Annotated in this window: 19 protein-coding genes; 15 read left to right on the top strand and 4 right to left on the bottom strand. The window is 47.5% G+C overall.

The window, feature by feature from the left end; translation table 11 throughout:
* The first annotated feature begins 21 nt into the window (after window positions 1-21).
* Genes accC through ICN12_RS08355 form a run of 5 tightly spaced genes read left to right on the top strand, consistent with a single transcriptional unit; the run spans window position 22 to window position 4,333 of the window.
* Window positions 22-2,046, top strand: coding sequence for an acetyl-CoA carboxylase biotin carboxylase subunit (gene accC, locus ICN12_RS08375; RefSeq protein ID WP_216272072.1), 2,025 nt, complete (start codon window positions 22-24; stop codon window positions 2,044-2,046).
* A gap of 8 nt (window positions 2,047-2,054) precedes the next feature.
* Window positions 2,055-2,519: a VOC family protein gene (locus tag ICN12_RS08370; protein WP_216272049.1), complete on the top strand. Its 465-nt coding sequence runs from the start codon at window positions 2,055-2,057 to the stop codon at window positions 2,517-2,519.
* 20 nt (window positions 2,520-2,539) lie between these two features.
* On the top strand, window positions 2,540-3,262 hold the full coding sequence (gene tsaB, locus ICN12_RS08365; RefSeq protein WP_255537768.1) for a tRNA (adenosine(37)-N6)-threonylcarbamoyltransferase complex dimerization subunit type 1 TsaB: 723 nt from the start codon (window positions 2,540-2,542) through the stop codon (window positions 3,260-3,262).
* The gene (locus ICN12_RS08360; protein WP_216272048.1) at window positions 3,255-3,800 is read left to right on the top strand and encodes a GNAT family N-acetyltransferase; all 546 of its coding nucleotides are present in this window, start codon (window positions 3,255-3,257) and stop codon (window positions 3,798-3,800) included. Before tsaB ends, ICN12_RS08360 begins: the two co-directional genes overlap by 8 nt.
* A 2-nt stretch (window positions 3,801-3,802) precedes the next feature.
* Window positions 3,803-4,333, top strand: coding sequence for a DNA polymerase III subunit psi (locus ICN12_RS08355; protein WP_216272047.1), 531 nt, complete (start codon window positions 3,803-3,805; stop codon window positions 4,331-4,333).
* 9 nt (window positions 4,334-4,342) lie between these two features.
* Here the strand turns inward: ICN12_RS08355 and lplT are convergent, their stop codons facing one another.
* Entirely contained in the window at window positions 4,343-5,662 is a 1,320-nt protein-coding gene (gene lplT / locus ICN12_RS08350) for a lysophospholipid transporter LplT (protein ID WP_216272046.1), read from the bottom strand.
* 50 nt (window positions 5,663-5,712) lie between these two features.
* Between lplT and alr the strand changes: the two genes are divergently transcribed.
* Entirely contained in the window at window positions 5,713-6,837 is a 1,125-nt protein-coding gene (gene alr, locus ICN12_RS08345) for an alanine racemase (RefSeq protein ID WP_216862169.1), read from the top strand.
* Between the two features lie 38 nt (window positions 6,838-6,875).
* Here alr and ICN12_RS08340 read toward each other — a convergent pair whose 3' ends face one another.
* The gene (locus ICN12_RS08340) at window positions 6,876-7,748 is read right to left on the bottom strand and encodes an outer membrane protein assembly factor BamD (RefSeq protein WP_216272045.1); all 873 of its coding nucleotides are present in this window, start codon (window positions 7,746-7,748) and stop codon (window positions 6,876-6,878) included.
* A 20-nt stretch (window positions 7,749-7,768) separates the two neighbouring features.
* Here ICN12_RS08340 and ICN12_RS08335 point away from each other — a divergent pair, with 20 nt between their 5' ends.
* From ICN12_RS08335 to ICN12_RS08305, 7 genes are all read left to right on the top strand, one after another.
* Entirely contained in the window at window positions 7,769-8,809 is a 1,041-nt protein-coding gene (locus tag ICN12_RS08335; protein WP_216272044.1) for an RluA family pseudouridine synthase, read from the top strand.
* Complete coding sequence (pgeF, locus tag ICN12_RS08330) at window positions 8,793-9,572, top strand: peptidoglycan editing factor PgeF (RefSeq protein WP_216272043.1); 780 nt, start codon at window positions 8,793-8,795, stop codon at window positions 9,570-9,572. Before ICN12_RS08335 ends, pgeF begins: the two co-directional genes overlap by 17 nt.
* A gap of 102 nt (window positions 9,573-9,674) precedes the next feature.
* A complete protein-coding gene (phaC, locus tag ICN12_RS08325; RefSeq protein ID WP_216272042.1) occupies window positions 9,675-11,309 on the top strand; it encodes a class I poly(R)-hydroxyalkanoic acid synthase in 1,635 nt (544 codons plus the stop codon).
* Between the two features lie 21 nt (window positions 11,310-11,330).
* Window positions 11,331-12,071: a 3-ketoacyl-ACP reductase gene (locus ICN12_RS08320; RefSeq protein WP_216272041.1), complete on the top strand. Its 741-nt coding sequence runs from the start codon at window positions 11,331-11,333 to the stop codon at window positions 12,069-12,071.
* A 115-nt stretch (window positions 12,072-12,186) separates the two neighbouring features.
* Window positions 12,187-12,747, top strand: a complete 561-nt coding sequence (gene phaR, locus ICN12_RS08315; protein ID WP_216272040.1) for a polyhydroxyalkanoate synthesis repressor PhaR — start codon at window positions 12,187-12,189, stop codon at window positions 12,745-12,747.
* Between the two features lie 2 nt (window positions 12,748-12,749).
* Entirely contained in the window at window positions 12,750-14,108 is a 1,359-nt protein-coding gene (gene rimO, locus ICN12_RS08310; RefSeq protein WP_216272039.1) for a 30S ribosomal protein S12 methylthiotransferase RimO, read from the top strand.
* Between the two features lie 79 nt (window positions 14,109-14,187).
* The gene (locus tag ICN12_RS08305; RefSeq protein WP_216272038.1) at window positions 14,188-15,372 is read left to right on the top strand and encodes an acetyl-CoA C-acyltransferase family protein; all 1,185 of its coding nucleotides are present in this window, start codon (window positions 14,188-14,190) and stop codon (window positions 15,370-15,372) included.
* 36 nt (window positions 15,373-15,408) lie between these two features.
* Here the strand turns inward: ICN12_RS08305 and serB are convergent, their stop codons facing one another.
* The gene (gene serB / locus ICN12_RS08300; protein ID WP_216272037.1) at window positions 15,409-16,299 is read right to left on the bottom strand and encodes a phosphoserine phosphatase SerB; all 891 of its coding nucleotides are present in this window, start codon (window positions 16,297-16,299) and stop codon (window positions 15,409-15,411) included.
* A gap of 20 nt (window positions 16,300-16,319) precedes the next feature.
* A complete protein-coding gene (gene mfd, locus ICN12_RS08295) occupies window positions 16,320-19,862 on the bottom strand; it encodes a transcription-repair coupling factor (protein WP_216272036.1) in 3,543 nt (1,180 codons plus the stop codon).
* Window positions 19,863-19,885: 23 nt separating this feature from the next.
* Here mfd and ispD point away from each other — a divergent pair, with 23 nt between their 5' ends.
* Window positions 19,886-20,644 (top strand): 2-C-methyl-D-erythritol 4-phosphate cytidylyltransferase, encoded by a 759-nt coding sequence (ispD, locus tag ICN12_RS08290; RefSeq protein ID WP_216272035.1) that lies wholly within the window; start codon window positions 19,886-19,888, stop codon window positions 20,642-20,644.
* Window positions 20,645-20,672: 28 nt separating this feature from the next.
* The gene (gene ispF / locus ICN12_RS08285) at window positions 20,673-21,176 is read left to right on the top strand and encodes a 2-C-methyl-D-erythritol 2,4-cyclodiphosphate synthase (protein WP_216272034.1); all 504 of its coding nucleotides are present in this window, start codon (window positions 20,673-20,675) and stop codon (window positions 21,174-21,176) included.
* Window positions 21,177-21,252 lie beyond the last annotated feature (76 nt).

Below are 21,252 nucleotides of genomic sequence, written 5' to 3'. Positions count from 1 at the left end.
CGACAAATCATGACTACGAAAATGTTTAAGAAAATTTTGATTGCTAACCGCGGCGAGATTGCTTGCCGTGTAATGAAAACAGCCAAGAAGATGGGCATCAAGACGGTTGCCGTCTATTCTGAGGCCGATAAAGAAGCGCGTCATGTGCAGATGGCTGATGAAGCAGTTTGCATCGGGCCTGCACCATCACGTGAATCCTATTTAGTAATGGATCGCATCATTCAGGCCTGTAAAGATACTGGCGCTGAGGCTGTCCATCCAGGATATGGTTTCTTATCTGAGAATGAGCAGTTTGCACGTCGTTGCGAAGAAGAAGGCATTACCTTCATCGGACCTAAGCATCAATCGATTGCTGCGATGGGCGATAAGATTGCCTCCAAGAAATTGGCTTTAGAGGCAAAGGTCAATACGATCCCTGGATTTAATGAAGCTATTGACAAGGCTGAAGAAGCTGTCAAGATTGCGCAGGGCATTGGTTACCCAGTCATGATTAAGGCATCCGCAGGCGGTGGCGGTAAAGGTCTACGTGTGGCCTTTAATGATAAAGAGGCTTTTGAAGGATTTACTGCTTGCCGGACTGAAGCTCTCAATAGCTTTGGTGATGACCGCGTCTTTATTGAAAAGTTTGTTGAAGGCCCGCGCCATATTGAGATCCAAGTATTGGGTGACTCACATGGCAATGTCGTGTATTTGGGTGAGCGTGATTGCTCAATTCAGCGTCGCCATCAAAAGGTGATTGAAGAAGCGCCATCTCCATTTATCGATCCCGCAACCCGTAAGGCCATGGGCGAACAAGCAGTTGCATTGGCAAAAGCCGTTAACTACCAATCTGCCGGTACGGTTGAGTTTGTAGTTGGTAAAGACAAGTCCTTCTACTTCCTTGAGATGAATACCCGCTTGCAGGTTGAGCATCCGGTTACCGAAGGGATTACCGGTCTTGATTTAGTGGAGCAGATGATTCGTGTGGCTGCTGGCGAAAAGTTAGCATTTAAGCAAGAAGACATCAAACTAGATGGTTGGTCAATGGAATGCCGTATTAATGCGGACGATCCTTTCCGTAACTTTTTACCATCCACTGGTCGCTTAGTGAAATATCGCCCACCAGAGGAACTTGATGGTGTGCGTGTAGATACTGGTGTCTACGAGGGCGGTGAAATTCCGATGCACTACGACTCCATGATTGCTAAGTTAATCGTGCATGGCAAGGATCGTACTGAAGCAATTGAAAAGATGCGTGCTGCACTCAATGATTTCGTGATCCGCGGTATTCATTCGAACATTCCGTTCCAAGCAGCTTTGCTACAGCATCCACGCTTTGTATCTGGTGATTTCACTACCGGCTTTATTGCTGAAGAGTATCCAGATGGATTCAAAAAGGATTCTGTTCAGCCAGCCGATCCGAAGCGCTTGGCAGCACTAGCAGCATTCATGCGCTATCGCTACCTTGAGCACATCAAGATGATTGATGGTCAATTGGCCGGTCATGAGATGACGATTGCCAAGAAGTTTGTTGTGGTTACTGGCTCTCGCGTCGGCTCGAATGAAGATATCCAAGAGATTCCAATTCGGGTTGAACTCAAAGAGGGTGTGTACTCTGTCTATATTGAGGAAGCGGGTGACGTTAGTCGCTACAACATCGTTAGCAATTGGCGTCCAGGTGAGCTTTGCTTACGCGCAACGATTAATGGCACCCATAAGATCACTGCGCAAGTGGAGCGTAAGGGTGTTAAGTATGTCCTCGTTCTGGATGGCGCTCATTACGAATGCATGGTTCTGAGCCCGCTAGGTGCTGAGCTACAGCGTCGCATGTTAGTAAAAGTGCCGCCAGACACTTCGAAGCTAGTGATGTCTCCAATGCCAGGCCTGTTGACCAACATCTCCGTTAAAGTGGGTGAGGCAGTAACTGCCGGCCAGAAATTAGCCGCGATTGAAGCGATGAAGATGGAGAACACCTTGGTTGCCGCTCAAGATGGCGTAGTTGCTGAAATCTGTGCGAATGTAGGCGAAAGCTTGGCGGTTGATCAATTGATCATTCGTTTTGAATAGGGCTCGTCATGACTAAACCATTCAAGATATTGGGTATTCAGCAAATCGCTATTGGTGGTGAGAATAAAGATCGCCTCCGCAAGCTTTGGGTTGAGTTATTGGGTTTTGAATACAAAAGCACTTTTGTTTCTGAGCGTGAAAACGTAGACGAAGATATTTGTGCGATTGGTAAAGGCGCTCATGAGATTGAAGTGGATCTCATGCAGCCGTTCGACATTGACAAGAAACCTGCCGTTCATCAGACGCCACTAAACCATATTGGTTTATGGGTTGACGACCTCCCTAAGGCAGTTGAGTGGTTATCTGCACAAGGCCTGCGCTTTGCCCCAGGTGGCATTCGTAAGGGTGCGGCTGGTTATGACATTACCTTTGTACACCCCAAGGGAAATGAAGAATTTCCATTTTGTGGCGAAGGTGTCTTAATTGAGCTTGTTCAGGCTCCACCAGATATCATTGCAGGTCTGAGTTCATAAGCAAATCAAGAGAGTCCCAATTGACCCGTATCTTGGCCATCGACACCTCCTCAGCGTGGTGTTCGGTGGCTTTATCTTTAGATGAAGCAGCGCCTTTAGTTCGCCACCAAAAAGTGTCGGCTGGCGCTAGCCAGCTCTTATTGCCCTGGATTGAGGAATTGCTTGCTGAGAAATCCAGCAAGCTTTCTTCTCTGGATGCTATCGCCGTTGGCATTGGTCCTGGTGCCTTTACAGGGGTTCGCTTAGGTGTTGCTGTTGTCCAGGGTCTAGCGATAGCAGCCAAGCTCCCCGTGCTTCCTGTGGCCAGTCTGGATGCCATTGCTAGCCAATTGGTTTTGAAGCCTAGTTTTATAGCCTGTGGTGCCAAGACATTTGTTGTTGCTGTGGATGCCCGTATGGATGAAGTCTATTGGGCAAACTATCGAGTCGTCCCAAATCAATTGCCACAGCGTCAAGGTGACATTCATTTAACTGCCCCTGAATTAGTAGAACTTCACGGTGTTGAGTATTTTGCGGGTAGCGCCATTACCGAATTCGGTGAGCGCCTATTTGCTTCTAGTTCGAAACAATTTCCTGCGACACATCTAGATGCACAGATTAGTGTGGATGCCCAAGGCGTTTTAGCTTGCGCACAGGATATGTGGCGCCAAGGTTTGCAACAAGATATTCATTTATTAGAGCCGCTTTATATTCGCAATAAAGTGGCTTTTACTTCCGCTGAGCGCAGTCAACAACATGGCTGATACGATCAATTCATTGGAGTCCAATACCGAAGGCGTATCAGAGCTTTCTTTTTTGCCGATGACAACTGCGGATTTAGATTCCGTCTTAGCCATTGAATCTGTTTCTCATATTCACCCGTGGACCAAAGGCAACTTCTCGGACTCACTGGCAGCAGGGCATTGGGCTTATTGCATACGACCCCAATTGGAAGATGCCGTAAAAGGGGGCTATCTGGATCCAGCAATTCTTTGGGCTTATTGCATATTATTTCCAGCGGTTGATGAACTGCACCTCTTAAATATCACTGTATCGCCAAAATTACGTCGTTTTGGTATTGGCAACAAAATGATGCAGGCGATTGAAGGGGTGGCAGCCCAGCAAAAAATGCCTCGAATCATTTTGGAAGTCAGGCCAGGCAATACAAGTGCGCTACAACTCTACCAAGGGCTGGGGTATGAACAAATCGGACTACGCAAAAACTATTACCCCGCAGATAGCAGCAGTGGATTGCGTGAAGATGCATTGGTTCTTGCTAAATCGATTAAGCTGGAGGCATGAATATGAGTACAAATTCTGCTTTCCTTAAAGAAATGGGCATTACCGAGTGGATTTCAAGAGATTCTGCCTCTGAAGCTGTTCAAGCGACAGTTGCGGTTGAGGTAAGCAGTCATCAGCCTGTGGTCGCGGAGCCCAAAGAAAGACCGGCTGGAGGAACTTGGTGGTTTTTTGGCAATAAGCCCCAAGGTGATGCAGATGCACTTTTTCAAAACATCATTCGTGTATTGGGATTAACTCCACAAGAATGGTCTTGGAAGAATCCCGCAGAAAAAATTAATTTAGAGGAGTTGCCTCGGAATGGATCACCGATAGTGGCGCTCGCTTTTGGTGGTGTGGCAGCACAAAAGTTGTCTGGTGAATGCGATGCGCTCCCAGAACTTCGTGAAACCGTTTTAGCTATGCAAGCCGATGGGGTAGAAGAACTACCCTTGATTGCCACTTTTGAATTAAATCAATTGATTGCTAGTCCGAAGCACAGGGCCTTATTTTGGCAAGATCTACTGCTAGCTAAGTCGGTACTGCAAAACAGCTAAGGGGCGAGCTTAGTGCTTGTGTTCGCCAATCAGGTGCATTGAGTCATATTCAGCTTGGTTAGCGGCATGTCGCTTAATGACAAGCCACATGATCAAGCTCACTGCAATACCAAAGCCGATGATCACGGCCTGAACTGGTGCATCCAACCAAATTAATCCAGAGTAGATGGATAACATCATCAATACAGAAATATTCTCATTGAAGTTTTGCACTGCAATGGAGTGTCCGGCAGACATGAGAACGTGTCCACGATGCTGAAGTAGTGCATTCATGGGCACTACAAAAAACCCGGCTAACCAGCCAACTAGGATTAGCAAGAAATACGCTGGCAATAAATTGAGTGAAATCTCAAACTTGCCAATAGTCCAGATGGTCGTATTAGGCAACATATCGGAGTTATAGAGCGCCAAGATACAAACCACCAGACCCATTGCAATGCCGTATGGAAGTACTTTGAGTGAATCGCGAAGAGGTACCCGCCAAGCAGCCCAAATAGCACCCCCAGCCACCCCAAATGCCGAGATTGCCTGAAGAATGGCGCCCTGAGACAGGGTCATGTGCAAAGCCACCTGAGCCCACTTAATCACAATAAATTGCAAAGTAGCACCCGCACCCCAAAATAGGGTTGTTACTGCCAATGAAATCTGGCCGAGCCGGTCATCCCAGAGGGTTTTAAAGCAGATAGCAAAGTCTTTTACTAACTCAATCGGATTGGTCTTTTGTGAGACATAGCGCGCCCCAGTATCTGGAATCCGTAGATTAATCAGGGCTGCCAGCACATAAATCATCATGATGATGAGAATGGCGGATTCTGCAGCCGTATCAATACTGGTCTCTACGACTGGCATATCCAACCCCAGAAGGCTCTGGGAAGCGGTTTTACTAATGAGTACACCACCAAGCACGGTACCCAGGATGATGGAGCCAACGGTTAAGCCCTCAATCCAGCCATTTGCTGCTACCAGCTTTTCAGGCGGGAGTAACTCTGTCAGGATCCCGTACTTAGCGGGAGAGTAGGCGGCGGCGCCAAGCCCAACAATGGCGTAGGCCAGCAAAGGGTGGCTACCAAAGAGCATGACTACACAGCCAATAAATTTAATCGTATTGGTAATGAACATGACATTGCCCTTGGGGCGGGAGTCCGCAAAGGCTCCAACAAAGGCTGCCAGCACTACATAAGAGAGAACGAAGAATAATTTGAGTAAAGGGGTCAGCCAGGCCGGAGCGTTAAGCTGGACCAAGAGGGCGATTGCTGCGATCAGCAATGCGTTATCAGCAAGCGACGAAAAAAATTGCGCCGCCATAATGATGTAAAAACTACGGTTCATTCGTACAATCTAGTCATTAATGTAATTAAAACATGAAAGGAGGGGTGGATATGAGCTCATCGGCTAATCGCTTGATTAATAGGCCAATTTTGGCAACTATACACACTGATGCCTTTCGCCATAATTTAAGCCGTATTCGTGAACTCGCTCCAGCATCCAAAATCTGGTCCGTGGTCAAGGCTAAAGCCTATGGTCATACCCTCGAGGCCGTATTGAAGGGGCTAGAGTCTACTGATGGTTTTGCGCTTCTGGATATTGCCGATGCACAATGGCTAAGAGACCATGCTTGGGGTGGGCGCATCCTCCTTTTAGAGGGGCTCTTTAGCCAAGAAGAGCTTGAGTTGGCAGTTAAGCTCAAGTGCGACTTAGTTGTCCATAGTGAGAAACAAGTCGACTGGCTCGAGGCCTATCAAAATCATTCTGGACACCAGATCAATATCTTTTTGAAATTGAACTCTGGGATGAACCGACTTGGTTTGAAGCCCGCTCATTACCGTACAGCTTTTCATCGTTTGCATGCTGCGGGATATCACCTGCATCACATGACCCATTTTGCCAATGCCGATCAAGTTGAGCGTTCCCCATCTGTTGGTGAACAATTGGAGTGTTTTGAGCAAGCTATTGAGGGCTTGCAAGCCCCAACTTCCTTAGCTAATTCAGCGGCAATCCTTTGGCACCGAAATGCATTGGGTGATTGGATTCGCCCCGGAATCATGTTGTATGGCGTTTCACCAACCGGAGTTCATGCAGACATTGTTCGATCCGAACTTCAGGCCGTCATGCAATTGCGTAGTGAAATCATTGATATCCAGGAATTAAAAAAGGGTGATCACATTGGTTATGGTGGGCGCTATCAATCTCCGGAAGATATGCGCATTGGTGTGATTGCTTGTGGCTATGCAGATGGCTATCCCCGTCATGCTGAAGATGGCACACCTGTTTGGGTTGATGCTGCTGATACCCATGGTAATGGCGCGATTTGCCCTATTGTTGGTCAGGTATCCATGGATATGTTGACTATTGATTTGCGCGAAGCGCCTCATGCAAAAATCGGCAGCGTCGTAGAGCTTTGGGGTAGCGAAGTGCCGGTAGATGATGTGGCGCAGATGAGCGGTACGATCGGCTACGAACTCATTTGTGCATTAGCGCCAAGGGTGTCAGTAGTAATCAAGTAGCGCGCTGCGCAACTTGATTACATCTACCTTATTTGATTTTATTTATTCCAGATCTGCCACCAGCGACGCTCTTTTTGAACGCGTTGACCAGTCAATAACATTTGGCTATCAGGGAAATTCAGTTTAAAGACGCGTGCTGCGTCATTGCTTAGATCCGTCATGCCAAGCTTCTCATAAGACTTGGTAAGAAGGTAGAGCGCTTCTTCAACAGCAGGTGCGCGATCGTAATCACGAATCACCAGTTGAGCTCTATTAGCAGAGGCTAGATAGGCGCCACGTTGATAGTAGAAACGCGCAACAATCACATCAGCCTCAGCCAATGAGTTCACGATGTAGCGCATACGATCCAAAGAGTCCGGTGCATATTTACTATCAGGGAAGCGCTCAACAACTACCTTGAAGGATTCAAAGGCTTCTTTAGCTGCCTTAGGATCGCGCTCACTCAGATCTTGCCCAGTAAACTTACCAAGCCAACCTAAATCATCATTAAAGCTAATGAGTCCTTTAAGGTAGTAGCCGTAATCTAAATTAGGACTGCCTTGATGAAGCTTAATAAAGCGATCGATAGCAACTTGAGCCTGAGCTTGTTCTTGAGCTTTCCAATAACAATAGGCTGCATTAATTTGTGCTTGTTGTGAATATGGCCCAAAAGGGAATCGACCTTCCAACTTATCAAAGTACTTACCGCACTTTGCATAATCAGCGTCGTTCAACTTGGCGGTTGCCTCTGAGTACAGCTTCGTCTCAGACCAAATATCGGTATCGTCTTTTTGGCCATCACTACCAGCGCACCCACTTAATAAAAGACAAGCAGCGCTAGCGCCAACAAAGAGTGACAGAATGGATTTTCTGGAAGATGACCCAACAATGGCAGCAAGCCTTAAACTGGCGTCTGTAATAACGTCCGACATAACTAAAAGGCTCTTTAAGCGTGGCATTGCCGCATACTCCCGATTCGAATCCCATTGATTATATCGATGAAGAGGATTTCATTGCCCTAGAAGTTCCCCAAGAAGTGAGCGGGGAGCGTTTGGATAAATTTCTTGGTGGTGCTTTACCTGATTATTCACGGAATCGGCTGCAGGCCTGGGTTGAGGCTGGAGCCGTTACTGTGGACGGAAAAGTCACGAAAGTCCGCCATTTGCTACGTGGGAGCGAGAGTATTAAGGTATTTCCCCAAGAAATGCCTGAGCAGTTCGCTTTTGCCCCTGAAAACATCCCCCTAGACGTGGTCTACGAGGATGACACCATCATTGTGGTCAATAAGCCTGCCGGGCTAGTGGTTCATCCAGCCGCTGGCAATTGGACCGGAACATTGCTCAATGCCTTGTTATATCGCTTTCCAGAGCTAAAGCAGTTGCCTAGGGCCGGGATTGTGCACCGCCTAGATAAAGACACTTCTGGGCTGATGGTGGTTGCCCGCACCGATATCGCCCAAACATCGCTAGTCAGACAGCTTCAAGAGCGCACTGTAGGCCGTCGTTACCTGTCTTGGGTATGGGGTGACGCTCCATCTCAAGGCAAAGTTCTGGCAACGGTCGGTCGCGATCAACGTGATCGCCTCAAAATGGCGGCTGGATCCGCTCAAGGCAAACCTGCCGCCACCTTATTCCGCCGCCTAGCCAAAGGCCTGTTTTACGAAAGCCCGGTTGCCTTACTGGAATGCCGCCTAGAAACGGGGCGCACCCACCAAATTCGGGTGCACTTGGAGTCATTGGGCTTTCCTTTGCTAGGTGACCCCGTCTACCGCAAAAGGACTCCTGGGGTGGCCAAATCCCTGCCTTTTCAGCGTCAAGCATTGCATGCTTACGCCCTGAGTTTGCAACATCCAACAAGCCAAGAAACCATGACCTGGTTTCGATTGCCTCCCCAAGATTTACTCGATTTACTGCCATTGGTGGGCATGAGTGAATCAGATCTCCCGAAGGAGGAGGCTTTATTGGCCTCTATTAAAAATGATCAGCGCCAATAAGAGAATTGAGCCGAACTGGGTTGCTCCTCCATCCATCAAGGCTTTTTGCAGCACTAGAGCTGGTGGGGTTAGCAAGTCACCATTTGACAGTCTTAATCTTGGATTGAATGCCGGGGATGATCCTCATGCCGTCTTGCAAAACCGGGATATCTTACGAGCCAGCATTCCAGCCGATCCAGTTTGGCTCAAACAGATTCATGGCAGCACTGTCAGTACTCCAGTCTCAAGGCAAGCGCTCGGAATGGGGCCTTTTGAGGCGGATGCCTCCGTTAGCAATATCCCTAACGAAGTATTGGCTGTGCTGACGGCGGACTGCATGCCGGTTTTATTTACCAGCAATAGCGGCAACGTTATTGGAGCTGCGCATGCTGGCTGGCGGGGCCTTAGTGCTGGGGTTTTGGAAAATACTGTCCAAGCAATGTGTGCGCTATCTGCCGGCCTTAGTCCGCAGGATATTTCAGCATGGATGGGTCCAGCTATCGGACCGGCTGCGTTTGAGGTCGGCGAGGATGTGTTGCAAGCTTTTGTAGGACATAGTCAATCACTCCGCTCGAAAGCATTTACACCAATCATTGGGCGGTCAGGCAAATATTGGGCCAATCTTTACCTTCTCGCTCGAGATCGCTTGAGCTCCTTGGGTGTTACTCAAATTACTGGCGGAGATTTTTGCACCTTCACCGATCAAGAGAAATTCTTTTCATACCGACGTGATAAAGAAACGGGGCGTTTTGCTTCTTTGATTTGGATTACTCCCGACGTGTGATCTTGGGGTTATCACTAGCTTAGCTCTAGGGCTAGGGTTAGTGCGTATAACCCTTCCAGCCTGATAGATGGAGAATGGTCACAATAACTTTACGAGATCATTATGTTTGCAGGCATGAATACAGGTGTTGCGCCATCTCTGGCCCCTCATCACATGGCATTAATTCCCCCAGAGCGTTTAACAGAAATTCAAAAAGAATATTTCACTGAAATTGCTCATCTCGCAACCAATCCAGAAGCAATTGAAGTAAAGGATCGTCGCTTCTCTGGAAAGGCATGGCATTCGTCTTGGAGCAAGATGATTGCGGCAACCTATCTATTGAACTCCAAGCATTTGCTTGAGCTTGCTAAAGCAGTGGAGGCAGATGAAAAGACGAAGATCAAAATTCTGTTTACAACAGAGCAAATGATTGATGCCTTGTCACCATCGAACTTTATTGCGACCAATCCCGAAGTTCTTGAAAATATTATTAGCTCTCAGGGCCAGTCAATTCAAAACGGTATCGTCAACTTATTAGGCGACTTGAAAAAAGGCAAAGTATCTCAAACAGACGAAAGCGCTTTTGAGGTTGGTAAAAATATTGCCACCACTGAAGGCCAGGTTGTCTTTCGCAGCGATCTGTTTGAATTAATTCAATACACGCCCTTAACGGAAACGGTATTTGAGCGTCCGTATTTAATGGTGCCACCTTGCATCAACAAGTATTACATTTTGGATCTACAGCCAGATAACTCAGTCGTGCGCTACATGGTCGAGCAGGGTCATACCGTTTTCCTAGTTTCTTGGAAAAACCCAGACGCCACGATGTCCAAGGTAACTTGGGATGATTATGTGGGCGACGGTGTCATCAAGGCTATTGAAGTCGTTAAGGACATTGGCGGCACAGAGCAAATTAATGTGCTCGGGTTTTGTGTTGGCGGAACTTTAACTTCCACAGCATTAGCTGTATTAGCAGCGCGCAAAAAAGATTATGTTGCTAGCCTGACATTACTCACGACTTTATTGGACTTCAGTGACACCGGCATCCTCGATGTTTTCATTGACGAAGGCATGGTCAAGTTACGTGAGTCAACAATAGGCGGCGAGGGTGGGCATTTCGGCATGATGTCAGGCTTAGACTTGGGTAATACGTTTTCATTCCTGCGTCCGAATGATTTGGTGTGGAACTACGTTGTAGAGAACTACTTGAAGGGTAATTCACCGCCACCGTTTGATCTCCTATATTGGAATGGTGACTCGACCAATCTACCTGGCCCAATGTATTGCTGGTATTTGCGTCATACCTATTTACAAAACGAATTGATCAAACCAGGCAAGCTTACTGTTTGCGGCGAGAAGGTAGATCTTGGCAAGATCACAGTGCCAGCCTATATCTATGCTTCACATGACGATCACATTGTTCCTTGGAAATCGGCTTTTGAATCTACTCATATCCTGAAGGGTAAGAATCGATTTGTCTTGGGCGCATCTGGTCATATTGCTGGCGTGATTAATCCACCGGCAAAAAATAAGCGTCACTATTTTGAAAATAATAAGTTAGCTAAGACAGCGGATGAGTGGTTGGCTGCAGCTAAAGATATCAAAGGTAGTTGGTGGCCCAACTACGCGAAATGGTTAGAACAATTTGGTGGCGAGAAAATTCAAGCTAGCAAAACGTTTGGTAATGCACGGTACAAAAAACTAGAAGCGGCGCCTGGTAAGTACGTGAAAGAAAAAGTAAACGCAGCTGCTCAATAATATTTTCATAAGGGGAACTACATGTCTCAAAAGATTGCATACGTAACTGGTGGTATGGGTGGAATTGGTACCGCTATTTGTCAGCGTCTCGCCAAGGATGGCTTCAAAGTCATCGCTGGTTGCGGCCCGAATTCCCCGCGCAAAGATCGCTGGATTGGCGAACAAAAAGCTTTGGGTTATGACTTCATCGCTTCTGAGGGTAATGTTTCCGATTGGGAGAGCACGGTTGCTGCCTTCGAAAAGGTGAGGGCTGAAGTAGGGCGTGTTGATGTGCTCGTTAACAATGCCGGCATTACTAAGGACAGCGTATTCCGCAAAATGACCCCTGATCAGTGGAAAGCGGTCATTGATACCAACCTGAATTCTTTATTCAATGTGACTAAGCAAGTGGTTGATGGCATGGCTGATAACGGCTGGGGTCGAATCATCAACATTTCTTCAGTAAACGGTCAAAAAGGTCAGTTTGGTCAATCCAACTACTCGACAGCAAAAGCAGGCTTGCACGGCTTTACGATGGCTTTGTCTCAAGAATTGGCTGCTAAGGGTGTCACGGTGAATACTGTTTCTCCTGGCTATATCGGCACTGACATGGTTAAAGCTATCCGTGAAGACGTTCTTGAGAAGATTGTTGCTGGCGTTCCAGTTAAGCGCCTGGGAACCCCTGAAGAGATCGCTTCTATTTGCTGCTGGATTGCTTCTGATGATGGTGGTTATGCCACTGGCGCAGACTTTTCATTGAATGGCGGTCTACATACGGGCTAAACCCCTTAAAACATTCTTTTTTAGATGTGTGCTCATCGGCATATTTACCTTTAGGTCAAACTAGGGATAAACTATGCCGATGTTGCATTGCAGTACCGAGAGTTAGGAAAAATACATGGCCACACGTTCCAAAAAAGCCGGCGACAGCCGCTTAATCAAGAAATACCCAAATCGTCGTTTATACGATACCCAAACTAGTACTTATGTCACGCTAGTTGATATCAAAAATTTGGTCATGGCTGGCGATGCATTTAGTGTCGTTGACGCAAAAACCGAAGATGATCTGACTCGCAATATTTTGCTGCAGATTATTTTGGAAGAAGAAGCCGGCGGAGCGCCGGTATTTTCGACCCAGATGCTTTCTCAAATTATTCGCTTTTATGGCAACTCGATGCAAGGTCTCATGGGCAGCTATCTTGAGAAGACCATGCAATCGTTTGTGGATATTCACAATAAATTAGGTGATCAAACCCAGGGTCTGAATTCAGGAAGCACTCCAGAGGCATGGGCAAAAATGCTCAATCTTCAAAACCCGATGATGCAAGGTTTGATGGGTAATTACATGGAGCAAAGTAAAGATCTGTTTGTGAAGATGCAAGAACAAATGCAAAAATCTCCAACGATATTTACTGGTTTTCCATTTCCGGCGCAAGCCAATAAAACAGAAAAAGAATAGTTGTGGCTGGAAAAGTGGGTTTTGTTTCCTTGGGATGCCCCAAGGCATTAGTAGATTCTGAGTTAATTCTGACACAATTAAGTGCCGAAGGATACGAGACAGCCAAGGATTACGCTGGCGCAGATCTCGTGGTGGTCAATACCTGCGGCTTTATTGATTCCGCTGTTCAAGAGAGTCTGGCAGCTATTGGTGAAGCTTTGTCGGCAAACGGCAAGGTGATTGTTACGGGTTGCCTTGGCGCACGTAAAAATGCGGATGGCAGTGATCTGATCCAGAGCATTCATCCTAAAGTCCTTGCTGTGACAGGCCCGCATGCTACTGAAGAGGCGATGCAGGCTATTCATCTGCACCTCCCAAAACCACATGATCCCTTTACTGATTTACTTCCACCGATTGGTGTGAAGCTCACGCCAAAGCATTATGCGTACCTAAAGATCTCTGAGGGGTGTAATCACCGTTGCACTTTCTGCATCATCCCAAGTCTGCGTGGAGACCTTGTTTCTCGTCCGATTGGTGAGGTGCTGCTGGAGGCTAAAAGATTATTTGAGTCAGGCGTTAAAGAATTATTAGTTGTTTCTCAAGACACCAGCGCCTATGGTGTTGATATTCAATATCGCACTGGCTTTTGGGATGGCAAGCCTGTCAAGACGCGCATGTTTGATCTTGTCAATGCTCTCAATCAAATTGCTAGAGAGCATCAAGCATGGGTGCGCCTCCATTACGTTTATCCCTATCCCCATGTGGACGACATCTTGCCTTTGATGGCAGAGTTTGCTGATCATGGCTTCGGGGTTCTGCCGTATTTAGATATCCCGTTGCAGCATGCTCATCCAGATGTTCTCAAGCGGATGAAGCGCCCAGCGAGTGGTGAGAAAAATTTGGAGCGTATCCAGGCGTGGCGTGAGGCCTGTCCAGGATTAGTGATACGTAGCACCTTTATTGCTGGTTTTCCTGGTGAGACTGAAGAAGAGTTTCAATATCTATTGGATTTCCTTGATGAGGCTCAAATTGATCGTGCCGGCTGTTTTGCCTACTCCCCGGTGGATGGTGCAACTGCAAATGAGATAGAGAATCCCGTTCCGGAAGCAATTCGCGAGGAACGCCGTACTCGCTTCATGGCTAAGGCAGAAGATATCTCGATCAAGCGACTTGCTAAAAAAATAGGCAAACGTATTCAGGTCCTAATTGATAGGGTCGACGAATCCGGTGGAATCGGTCGAACTATCGGTGATGCCCCTGAAATCGATGGTTTGGTACGGGTTTTACCCCCAAGCAAGCCATCCAAACGCTACCGCGCCGGTGAAATCATCAAAGCGACGGTAATTAGCTCCCAAGGGCATGACCTAATAGCCGAAACTTGACTATTGGAATAAAAATAGAGTTTGGGTCTGAAGTTAGGGCCATTAATTTGCCTCAAAAGGCACAGCTAAGGGGATTTTTATGAGTCGCGATGTCGTCGTATTAAGTGCTGTACGTTCTGCAATTGGTACATTCAATGGATCATTGAGTAGCCTTGAGCCGTGTGAGCTGGGCGGTATTGTGATGAAAGAAGCGGTTGCCCGCTCTGGGGTAGATCCTGCATTGATTAATTACGTCACTGTTGGCAACACTATTCCTACGGATAGCCGTTATGCCTATGTTGCTCGTGTAGCCTCTATTCAAGCTGGCCTGCCAATGGAATCTGTTGCAATGGCGCTGAACCGCTTATGTAGCTCTGGATTACAGGCAATTGTTACGACATCTCAAGCCATTATGTTGGGTGACTGCGATTACGGTATTGGTGGTGGCGTTGAAGTCATGTCTCGCGGCATGTACGGCTCACCAGCTATGCGTAGTGGTGCTCGCATGGGCGACACCAAAATGCTCGACTTGATGGTTTCTGTGTTGACTGATCCATTTGGTGTTGGTCATATGGGCGTTACTGCTGAGAACTTAGTTGAAAAATGGAAGTTCACACGCGAAGATCAAGATGCTCTTGCGGTTGAATCTCATCGTCGCGCAGCACATGCGATCAAAGAAGGCCGTTTCAAGTCACAAATCGTTCCAATCACTATCAAGACTCGTAAGGGTGATGTTGTGTTTGATACGGATGAGCATTGCAAGCCTGAAACCACAATGGAAACTTTGGCGAAGATGAAGGGTGTCTTCAAGAAAGAAGGCGGTAGCGTTACCGCAGGTAATGCTTCAGGCATCAATGACGGCGCAGCATTCTTTGTATTGGCAGAGGCTGAAGCGGCTAAGAAAGCCGGCCACAAGCCAATCGCCCGTTTAGTGTCTTACGCGATTGCTGGTGTTCCTAATCACATCATGGGTGAAGGTCCGATTCCGGCAACGAAGATTGCTTTAGAGCGCGCTGGTCTGAAATTGGATCAAATCGATGTGATCGAATCTAACGAAGCATTTGCTGCTCAAGCATTGGCTGTGACCAAAGGTTTGGGCTTGGATCCAGCCAAGACAAACGTAAATGGTGGTGCGATTGCATTGGGTCACCCAATTGGTTGCTCAGGTGCAGCAATTGCTACTAAAGCGATCCATGAGCTACATCGTGTGCAAGGCAAATACGCTTTGGTCACAATGTGTATTGGTGGTGGTCAAGGTATTGCTACGATTTTCGAACGTCTTTAAGAGGCGCTCGTCACTACTGATTGCTTGATTTGTTTTTTAGGTAATCAGTAGCAAGGCAGCATCCAAGCCGACTCGGTCAAAAGCCGCGCCGGCTTTTTCTTTAACAATCGGTTTTGCCCGATAGGCAATGCTAATTCCGGAGCCATGCATCATGGGCAAATCATTGGATCCGTCACCCATGGTGATGGAGTTGCTCTTATGGCAATTCATCAGAGCACAAGCTCCTTCAAGATAAGCCGCTTTAGCAGCGCCATCCACAATCTCACCAATGACTTTGCCGGTGAGTTTGCCGTCAATGATCTCAAGGGTATTGGCTTGCGTTTGTTTAAAGCCGAGCTCTTGTTGCAGTTTCTCGGTGAAGAAGGTAAAGCCACCAGATACTAGCAATGTGTGGAGCCCCCTAGCATTTGCTGCAGCAAGCAATTCAGAGGCTCCCGGGTTAGGGCGCAAACGTTCGCGATAAACCGATTCCAACACATCAGCAGATACACCAGCCAAGAGTGCTACGCGTCTACGTAAACTTTCTTTAAAGTCTTTAATCTCGCCACGCATAGTAGCTTCCGTAATCTCGGATACCGCTGCTTTCTTGCCGGTGAAGTCCGCGATTTCATCTATGCACTCAATATTAATCAAGGTGGAGTCCATATCCATTGCCAAGACTTTCACTTCACCCGGCTTAAATCCTGGAGATAAAAAGGCTAAATCAGTATTATGTGCTGCAGCGATATCGCGCATCGCAACTCGTGCCTCAGGCATTAAGACTTGAGTGCAGGTCCAGCGGCTAGTGAAATATTTCGAGTGGGAAAGCACTCTCTCATCAATAGCAATTTGAATACCCAAGACTTTGGCGTGCTCAATCAATGCCGTATTTAATTGTGCAGGAATTGGCGTATTTGCGAGAGCTACAAGAGTAAGGTGCTTAGACATAGAGAGTAGGTGATGGCGAATTAATTGGCTTGAGCAGTGTTGAGCATGGCAGATTCATTGAGGCTTCTGAGTACCTTGCGAATATGGTCTAGACGCTGCTCTAGTTTCTCAAAATCTTTCTCTTTCTGGGGAAGAATTTTTAGCTTATCTTGCCCATTAAGTTGAATGAACTTGGATGACTGAATCAATTGAATGATCTTCATCGGGTCAATCGGTGGATTGGGGATGAACTGAATCTGAATGGATGCCGGGGAAGCATCAATCTTTTTAATGCCAAAACCAGACATCTCCAAGCGCAAGCGATGGGTTTCATAAAGTGATTTAGCTTGGTCAGGCAAGTCACCATAGCGATCTACCAACTCCTCACGCAATCCCATGAGTTCTGAGAAGTCATTTGTGCCGGCAAAGCGCTTGTACATCGAGAGTCGCTCATGGACATCGGGGCAATAGTCATTCGGGAAGAGGGCGGGTACACCTAAATTGACATCGGTTGTTGCCTGTAGTGGCGACAGGAGGTCGGGCTCTTTACCGCTGCGCAAGGATTTAACAGCTCGGTTAAGCATCTCAGTGTAGAGCTGAAAACCAATTTCATGAATTTCACCAGACTGTTTATCACCCAACACCTCACCAGCACCACGAATTTCTAGATCATGCATCGCCAAGTAGAAACCAGAGCCCAATTCTTCCATAGCCTGAATCGCATTTAAGCGCAATTGCGCCTGTTTGCTCAGTGCCTCTGGATCGGGTACCAATAAGTAGGCGTAAGCCTGATGGTGAGAGCGCCCAACACGACCGCGTAATTGATGTAGCTGAGCTAGGCCAAACTTATCAGCACGATGCATGATGATGGTATTAGCTGTTGGTACGTCAATACCAGTTTCAATAATAGTGGTGCATAACAAGATATTGGTACGCTGCGTTACAAACTCGCGCATGACTGATTCCAGCTCACGCTCATGCATCTGTCCATGAGCAACACTAATGCTGGCTTCTGGGATGAGTTCTTGTAATGCATGCTTGCGGTTCTGAATGGTTTCGACTTCGTTGTGCAGAAAATAGACTTGGCCACCACGCTTGATTTCACGCAACACCGCTTCACGTATGACGCCATCACCTTCACGTCGCACAAATGTTTTAATGGCTAAACGCTTTTGTGGTGCCGTTGCGATGATGGAGAATTCGCGCAGGCCTTCCATTGCCATACCCAAAGTTCTTGGAATAGGCGTTGCAGTTAAGGTTAGGATATCGACTTCAGCACGCAATGCTTTGAGCGCATCCTTTTGGCGTACACCAAAGCGATGTTCTTCATCTACGATCACCAATCCTAAGTTGGCAAACTGGGTTTCTTTGGACAGAAGCTTATGAGTTCCAATAATGATGTCAGCTTCGCCTTTAGCTATCGCTTCTAGGGCGGCATTAATTTCTTTAGTGGTTTTAAAGCGGGAGAGTTCAACAATACGAACCGGCCAATCAGCGAAGCGATCTTTCCAGGTAGCCACATGTTGTTCGGCAAGTAGGGTGGTCGGAGCCAAAATAGCTACTTGTTTGCCGCCCATCACAGCAACAAAACTGGCGCGCAGGGCAACCTCAGTCTTACCAAAACCCACATCACCGCACACAAGGCGATCCATTGGTGTGCCACTAGTCATGTCGCCGATGACTGCAGCAATTGCATTGGCTTGATCCGGTGTTTCCTCAAATCCAAAGCTTTCAGCAAAAGCAGCGTAATCGTGGGCGGAGAATTCAAAGGCATGACCCTTGCGGATCGCTCTTGCGGCATACAGACTTAAGAGTTCAGCAGCAGTGTCCCGAATTTGTTGTGCGGCCTTGCGTCTCGCCTTGTCCCATTGGCCTGAGCCTAATTGATGCAATGGGGCGGAGTCAGGATCAGAGCCTGCATAGCGCGTCACCATTTGTAATTGCTGCACCGGGACATAAAGCGTTGCATCTTTGGCGTAGGCCAAATGCAAAAACTCTTCAAAAATAGGCTCTTCTTTAGGCGGCGCTAAATTCAGTAGTACTAAACCTTGATAGCGCCCAATGCCATGGTCTGAATGCACAACTGGATCGCCGATTTTGAGTTCAGATAAATCTTTGAAGAGCATGTCCGGATCAGCGCTCTCACTTGCTTTGCCTTTACGCCTCTGCCGCGCAGTCGTAGTGAAGAGTTCTGCCTCGGTAACCACGATGAGGTTTTCAGCAGGCCAGTTGAAGCCATTAAAGAGTTGGGCAGTAACCAGGCCAAACAAAGCATTACTTTTAATAAAGTCAGCAACACCCTCAAAGCCTTCAGGCTTTAATGGGTAGAGTGGCTTGCCATTCTGACCAGCAACCGAATTACTTTCTTCAAATAACTGGCGAATAGATTCCTTGCGACCATTGCTATCACTGCAAATTAGTACCCGCACTTTTTCTTCTGAAACCAGCGCTCGTAATCGATTGATGGGGTCTGCATCACGACGATGAACTGCAAGATCGGGAACCGCTAAAAATTGTGGCGCCTCTTTTGTTTCCTTTTCCAGCACCAAGCGCGCATTGGGTTTGGCTGCAGTAAAGAATTGATCTACATCGAGAAACAATTCGGCAGGCGGAAGAATGGGGCGATCAAGATCGTGTTTTAAGAATTCATATCTTGACAGCGTATCTTTCCAAAAACCCTTAATAGATTCTTCAATATCACCAGTACTCACAATCCATACGGGATCGCCTGAGCGAGGGAAGTAATCAAATACGCTGGAAGACTCTGCAAAGAAGAGGGGCAGATAGGATTCAATGCCGGCGCTCGGAATTCCTAGGTTGGCATCTTTATAAATTGAGCAGCGTGTTGGGTCACCTTCAAACACTTCACGCCAGCGACCGCGGAAGGCCGTACGTGAAGCATCATCGAATGGAAACTCATGCCCTGGTAGTAAGCGCACTTCTTTAACGGGGTACAGGCTACGCTGGGTATCGGGATCAAAAGCCCGAATTTGTTCAATCTCATCACCAAAGAGATCGAGACGATAGGGCAAGCTTGAGCCCATTGGGAAAAGATCAATCAAACCACCGCGAATACTGTATTCACCAGGGCGCATCACCGCGCTCACAGGATCGTATCCAGCTTGTTGTAACTGAAGCTTTAGCGCTGCTTCATTGAGCTTGTCGCCTTGCCTAAAGAAAAAGGTATGTCCCGATAAAAAGTTTGGGGGGCCTAGTTTTTGTAGTGCAGTGGTGATTGGCACCAAGACAATGTCACAACTGCCGTTCAGTAATTCATACAGAGTGGCAAGGCGCTCAGAGACCAAATCTTGATGCGGGGAAAAATGGTCATATGGGAGAATTTCCCAATCAGGCAATAGGCGCGTTTTGAGTTGCGGTGCAAATGCTGGGATTTCTTCTAAAAGGCGCTGCGCTTCTTGAGCCTGAGCGCAAAAAATCACCATGACGGAGAAGTTAGAGCGATAACGAAGGGCTGATTGGGCGATTAATGCGGCATCTGCAGAGCCAACTAGGCCTGAAAAGGTAAAGCGCTGCCCAGCCCGCGGTGCAGGTATAGGGGGTGCAAGTTTTAATGCATCAGACATCTAGGCTCATTATAGAATCAGGTATGCACGCTGGAAATCAATCTTCGCAGTCTTTGCCACAATGTCACGCCTTGCTACCTACAGCCGGGACGGGATCCAGACTTGGCGGCGCCTTACCCAAGCAGTTTCAGGAGTTAGCCGGCAAGCCTATGCTGGCATATGCATTGGAGGCGTTTATCAACACCCCCGAGATTACCTCCATTTGGGTGGGTGTGAGCCCGGGTTTTATTGATAATCCAATCTTAAGTACGCTTTCCGCTAACTCTTCCTCGGTCCGATTTCTTCCAAGTGGCGGACCGACGCGCCAAGAGACTGTCAGAAATACTTTGGCAGCCATGCTCAAAGCTGGCATTCCGGAAAATGATTGGATCCTAGTGCATGATGCGGCCCGCCCAGGAATTTCACCTGAGCTCATTCAAAAACTGATCGGTGCAGTGAGTCAATCTGGCGAGGGCGGTTTATTAGCCATGCCCTTAGCGGATACTTTAAAAATGGCCGATGCGAATTCCGCAATCGCTGGCAACCCTACAAGAGCGCTCAAGACTATTTCCCGTGATCACCTTTGGCAAGCCCAAACACCGCAAATGTTTGGCCTAAAACGGCTTCATGATGCAATCGCAGAGGGCATTCGCTTAGAGGCCGACATTACTGATGAAGCCAGTGCCATGGAGCTTGCCGGTACAAGCCCATTACTCATTGAAGGGGCAACGCGCAATTTCAAAGTTACGCATCCTGCGGACTGGGAATTGATGCAAGCCATTTTGCAAACCTCAGTGAAGTAATCCCCTTAAGAACATATCACTCCAACCAATGACCTCAAACGCTCCTCACATCCCTCAATTTAGAATCGGTCAAGGCTATGACGTACACGCCTTGGTTGCAGATCGGAAATTGATCTTGGGTGGCGTTCACGTTCCCAATGAAAAAGGTCTATTAGGTCACTCCGATGCCGATGCCTTGCTACATGCTTTGACGGATGCCTTGTTAGGGGCGGCAGGCCTAAACGATATTGGCCAGCTTTTTCCAGATACCGACCCCCAGTTTAAGGACATGGACAGCCGTATTTTGCTCAGAGCAGCCTTGCAAAAAGTGCAGGCTGCTGGCTTTCAGGTGGGTAATGTGGATGCAACCATCATTTGCCAAAAGCCTAAATTAGCTGCTTTTTTGCCGGATATGGTTCGTAATATTGCAGCGGATTTGGCTGTCACACCCAGCCATGTCAACCTCAAAGCCAAGACAAACGAATCCTTAGGGCATCTGGGCCGAGGCGAGGGCGTTGCCGTCCATGCCGTGGCTTTGCTGTACAAGGCTTAAATATCCTCCAAAACCGCCAAGCATTGTAGAATTACGCTCTTTAGAGTGAAGTTCTAGCTCGGTAGCGTTTGCGGAA

Source organism: Polynucleobacter sp. AM-25C3, assembly GCF_018882335.1.
Lineage (GTDB): Bacteria > Pseudomonadota > Gammaproteobacteria > Burkholderiales > Burkholderiaceae > Polynucleobacter.
The sequence above is the reverse complement of the archived record's forward strand: the minus strand, read 5'-3'. Positions and strand labels throughout refer to the sequence as shown.

Coding starts and splice junctions, on each gene's coding strand:
- accC (WP_216272072.1), top strand. CDS start 22: ATGTTTAAGAAAATTTTGATTGCTAACCGCGGCGAGATTGCTTGCCGT.
- ICN12_RS08370 (WP_216272049.1), top strand. CDS start 2,055: ATGACTAAACCATTCAAGATATTGGGTATTCAGCAAATCGCTATTGGT.
- ICN12_RS08360 (WP_216272048.1), top strand. CDS start 3,255: ATGGCTGATACGATCAATTCATTGGAGTCCAATACCGAAGGCGTATCA.
- ICN12_RS08355 (WP_216272047.1), top strand. CDS start 3,803: ATGAGTACAAATTCTGCTTTCCTTAAAGAAATGGGCATTACCGAGTGG.
- lplT (WP_216272046.1), bottom strand. CDS start 5,662: ATGAACCGTAGTTTTTACATCATTATGGCGGCGCAATTTTTTTCGTCG.
- alr (WP_216862169.1), top strand. CDS start 5,713: ATGAGCTCATCGGCTAATCGCTTGATTAATAGGCCAATTTTGGCAACT.
- ICN12_RS08340 (WP_216272045.1), bottom strand. CDS start 7,748: ATGTCGGACGTTATTACAGACGCCAGTTTAAGGCTTGCTGCCATTGTT.
- pgeF (WP_216272043.1), top strand. CDS start 8,793: ATGATCAGCGCCAATAAGAGAATTGAGCCGAACTGGGTTGCTCCTCCA.
- phaC (WP_216272042.1), top strand. CDS start 9,675: ATGTTTGCAGGCATGAATACAGGTGTTGCGCCATCTCTGGCCCCTCAT.
- ICN12_RS08320 (WP_216272041.1), top strand. CDS start 11,331: ATGTCTCAAAAGATTGCATACGTAACTGGTGGTATGGGTGGAATTGGT.
- phaR (WP_216272040.1), top strand. CDS start 12,187: ATGGCCACACGTTCCAAAAAAGCCGGCGACAGCCGCTTAATCAAGAAA.
- ICN12_RS08305 (WP_216272038.1), top strand. CDS start 14,188: ATGAGTCGCGATGTCGTCGTATTAAGTGCTGTACGTTCTGCAATTGGT.
- serB (WP_216272037.1), bottom strand. CDS start 16,299: ATGTCTAAGCACCTTACTCTTGTAGCTCTCGCAAATACGCCAATTCCT.
- mfd (WP_216272036.1), bottom strand. CDS start 19,862: ATGTCTGATGCATTAAAACTTGCACCCCCTATACCTGCACCGCGGGCT.
- ispD (WP_216272035.1), top strand. CDS start 19,886: ATGCACGCTGGAAATCAATCTTCGCAGTCTTTGCCACAATGTCACGCC.
- ispF (WP_216272034.1), top strand. CDS start 20,673: ATGACCTCAAACGCTCCTCACATCCCTCAATTTAGAATCGGTCAAGGC.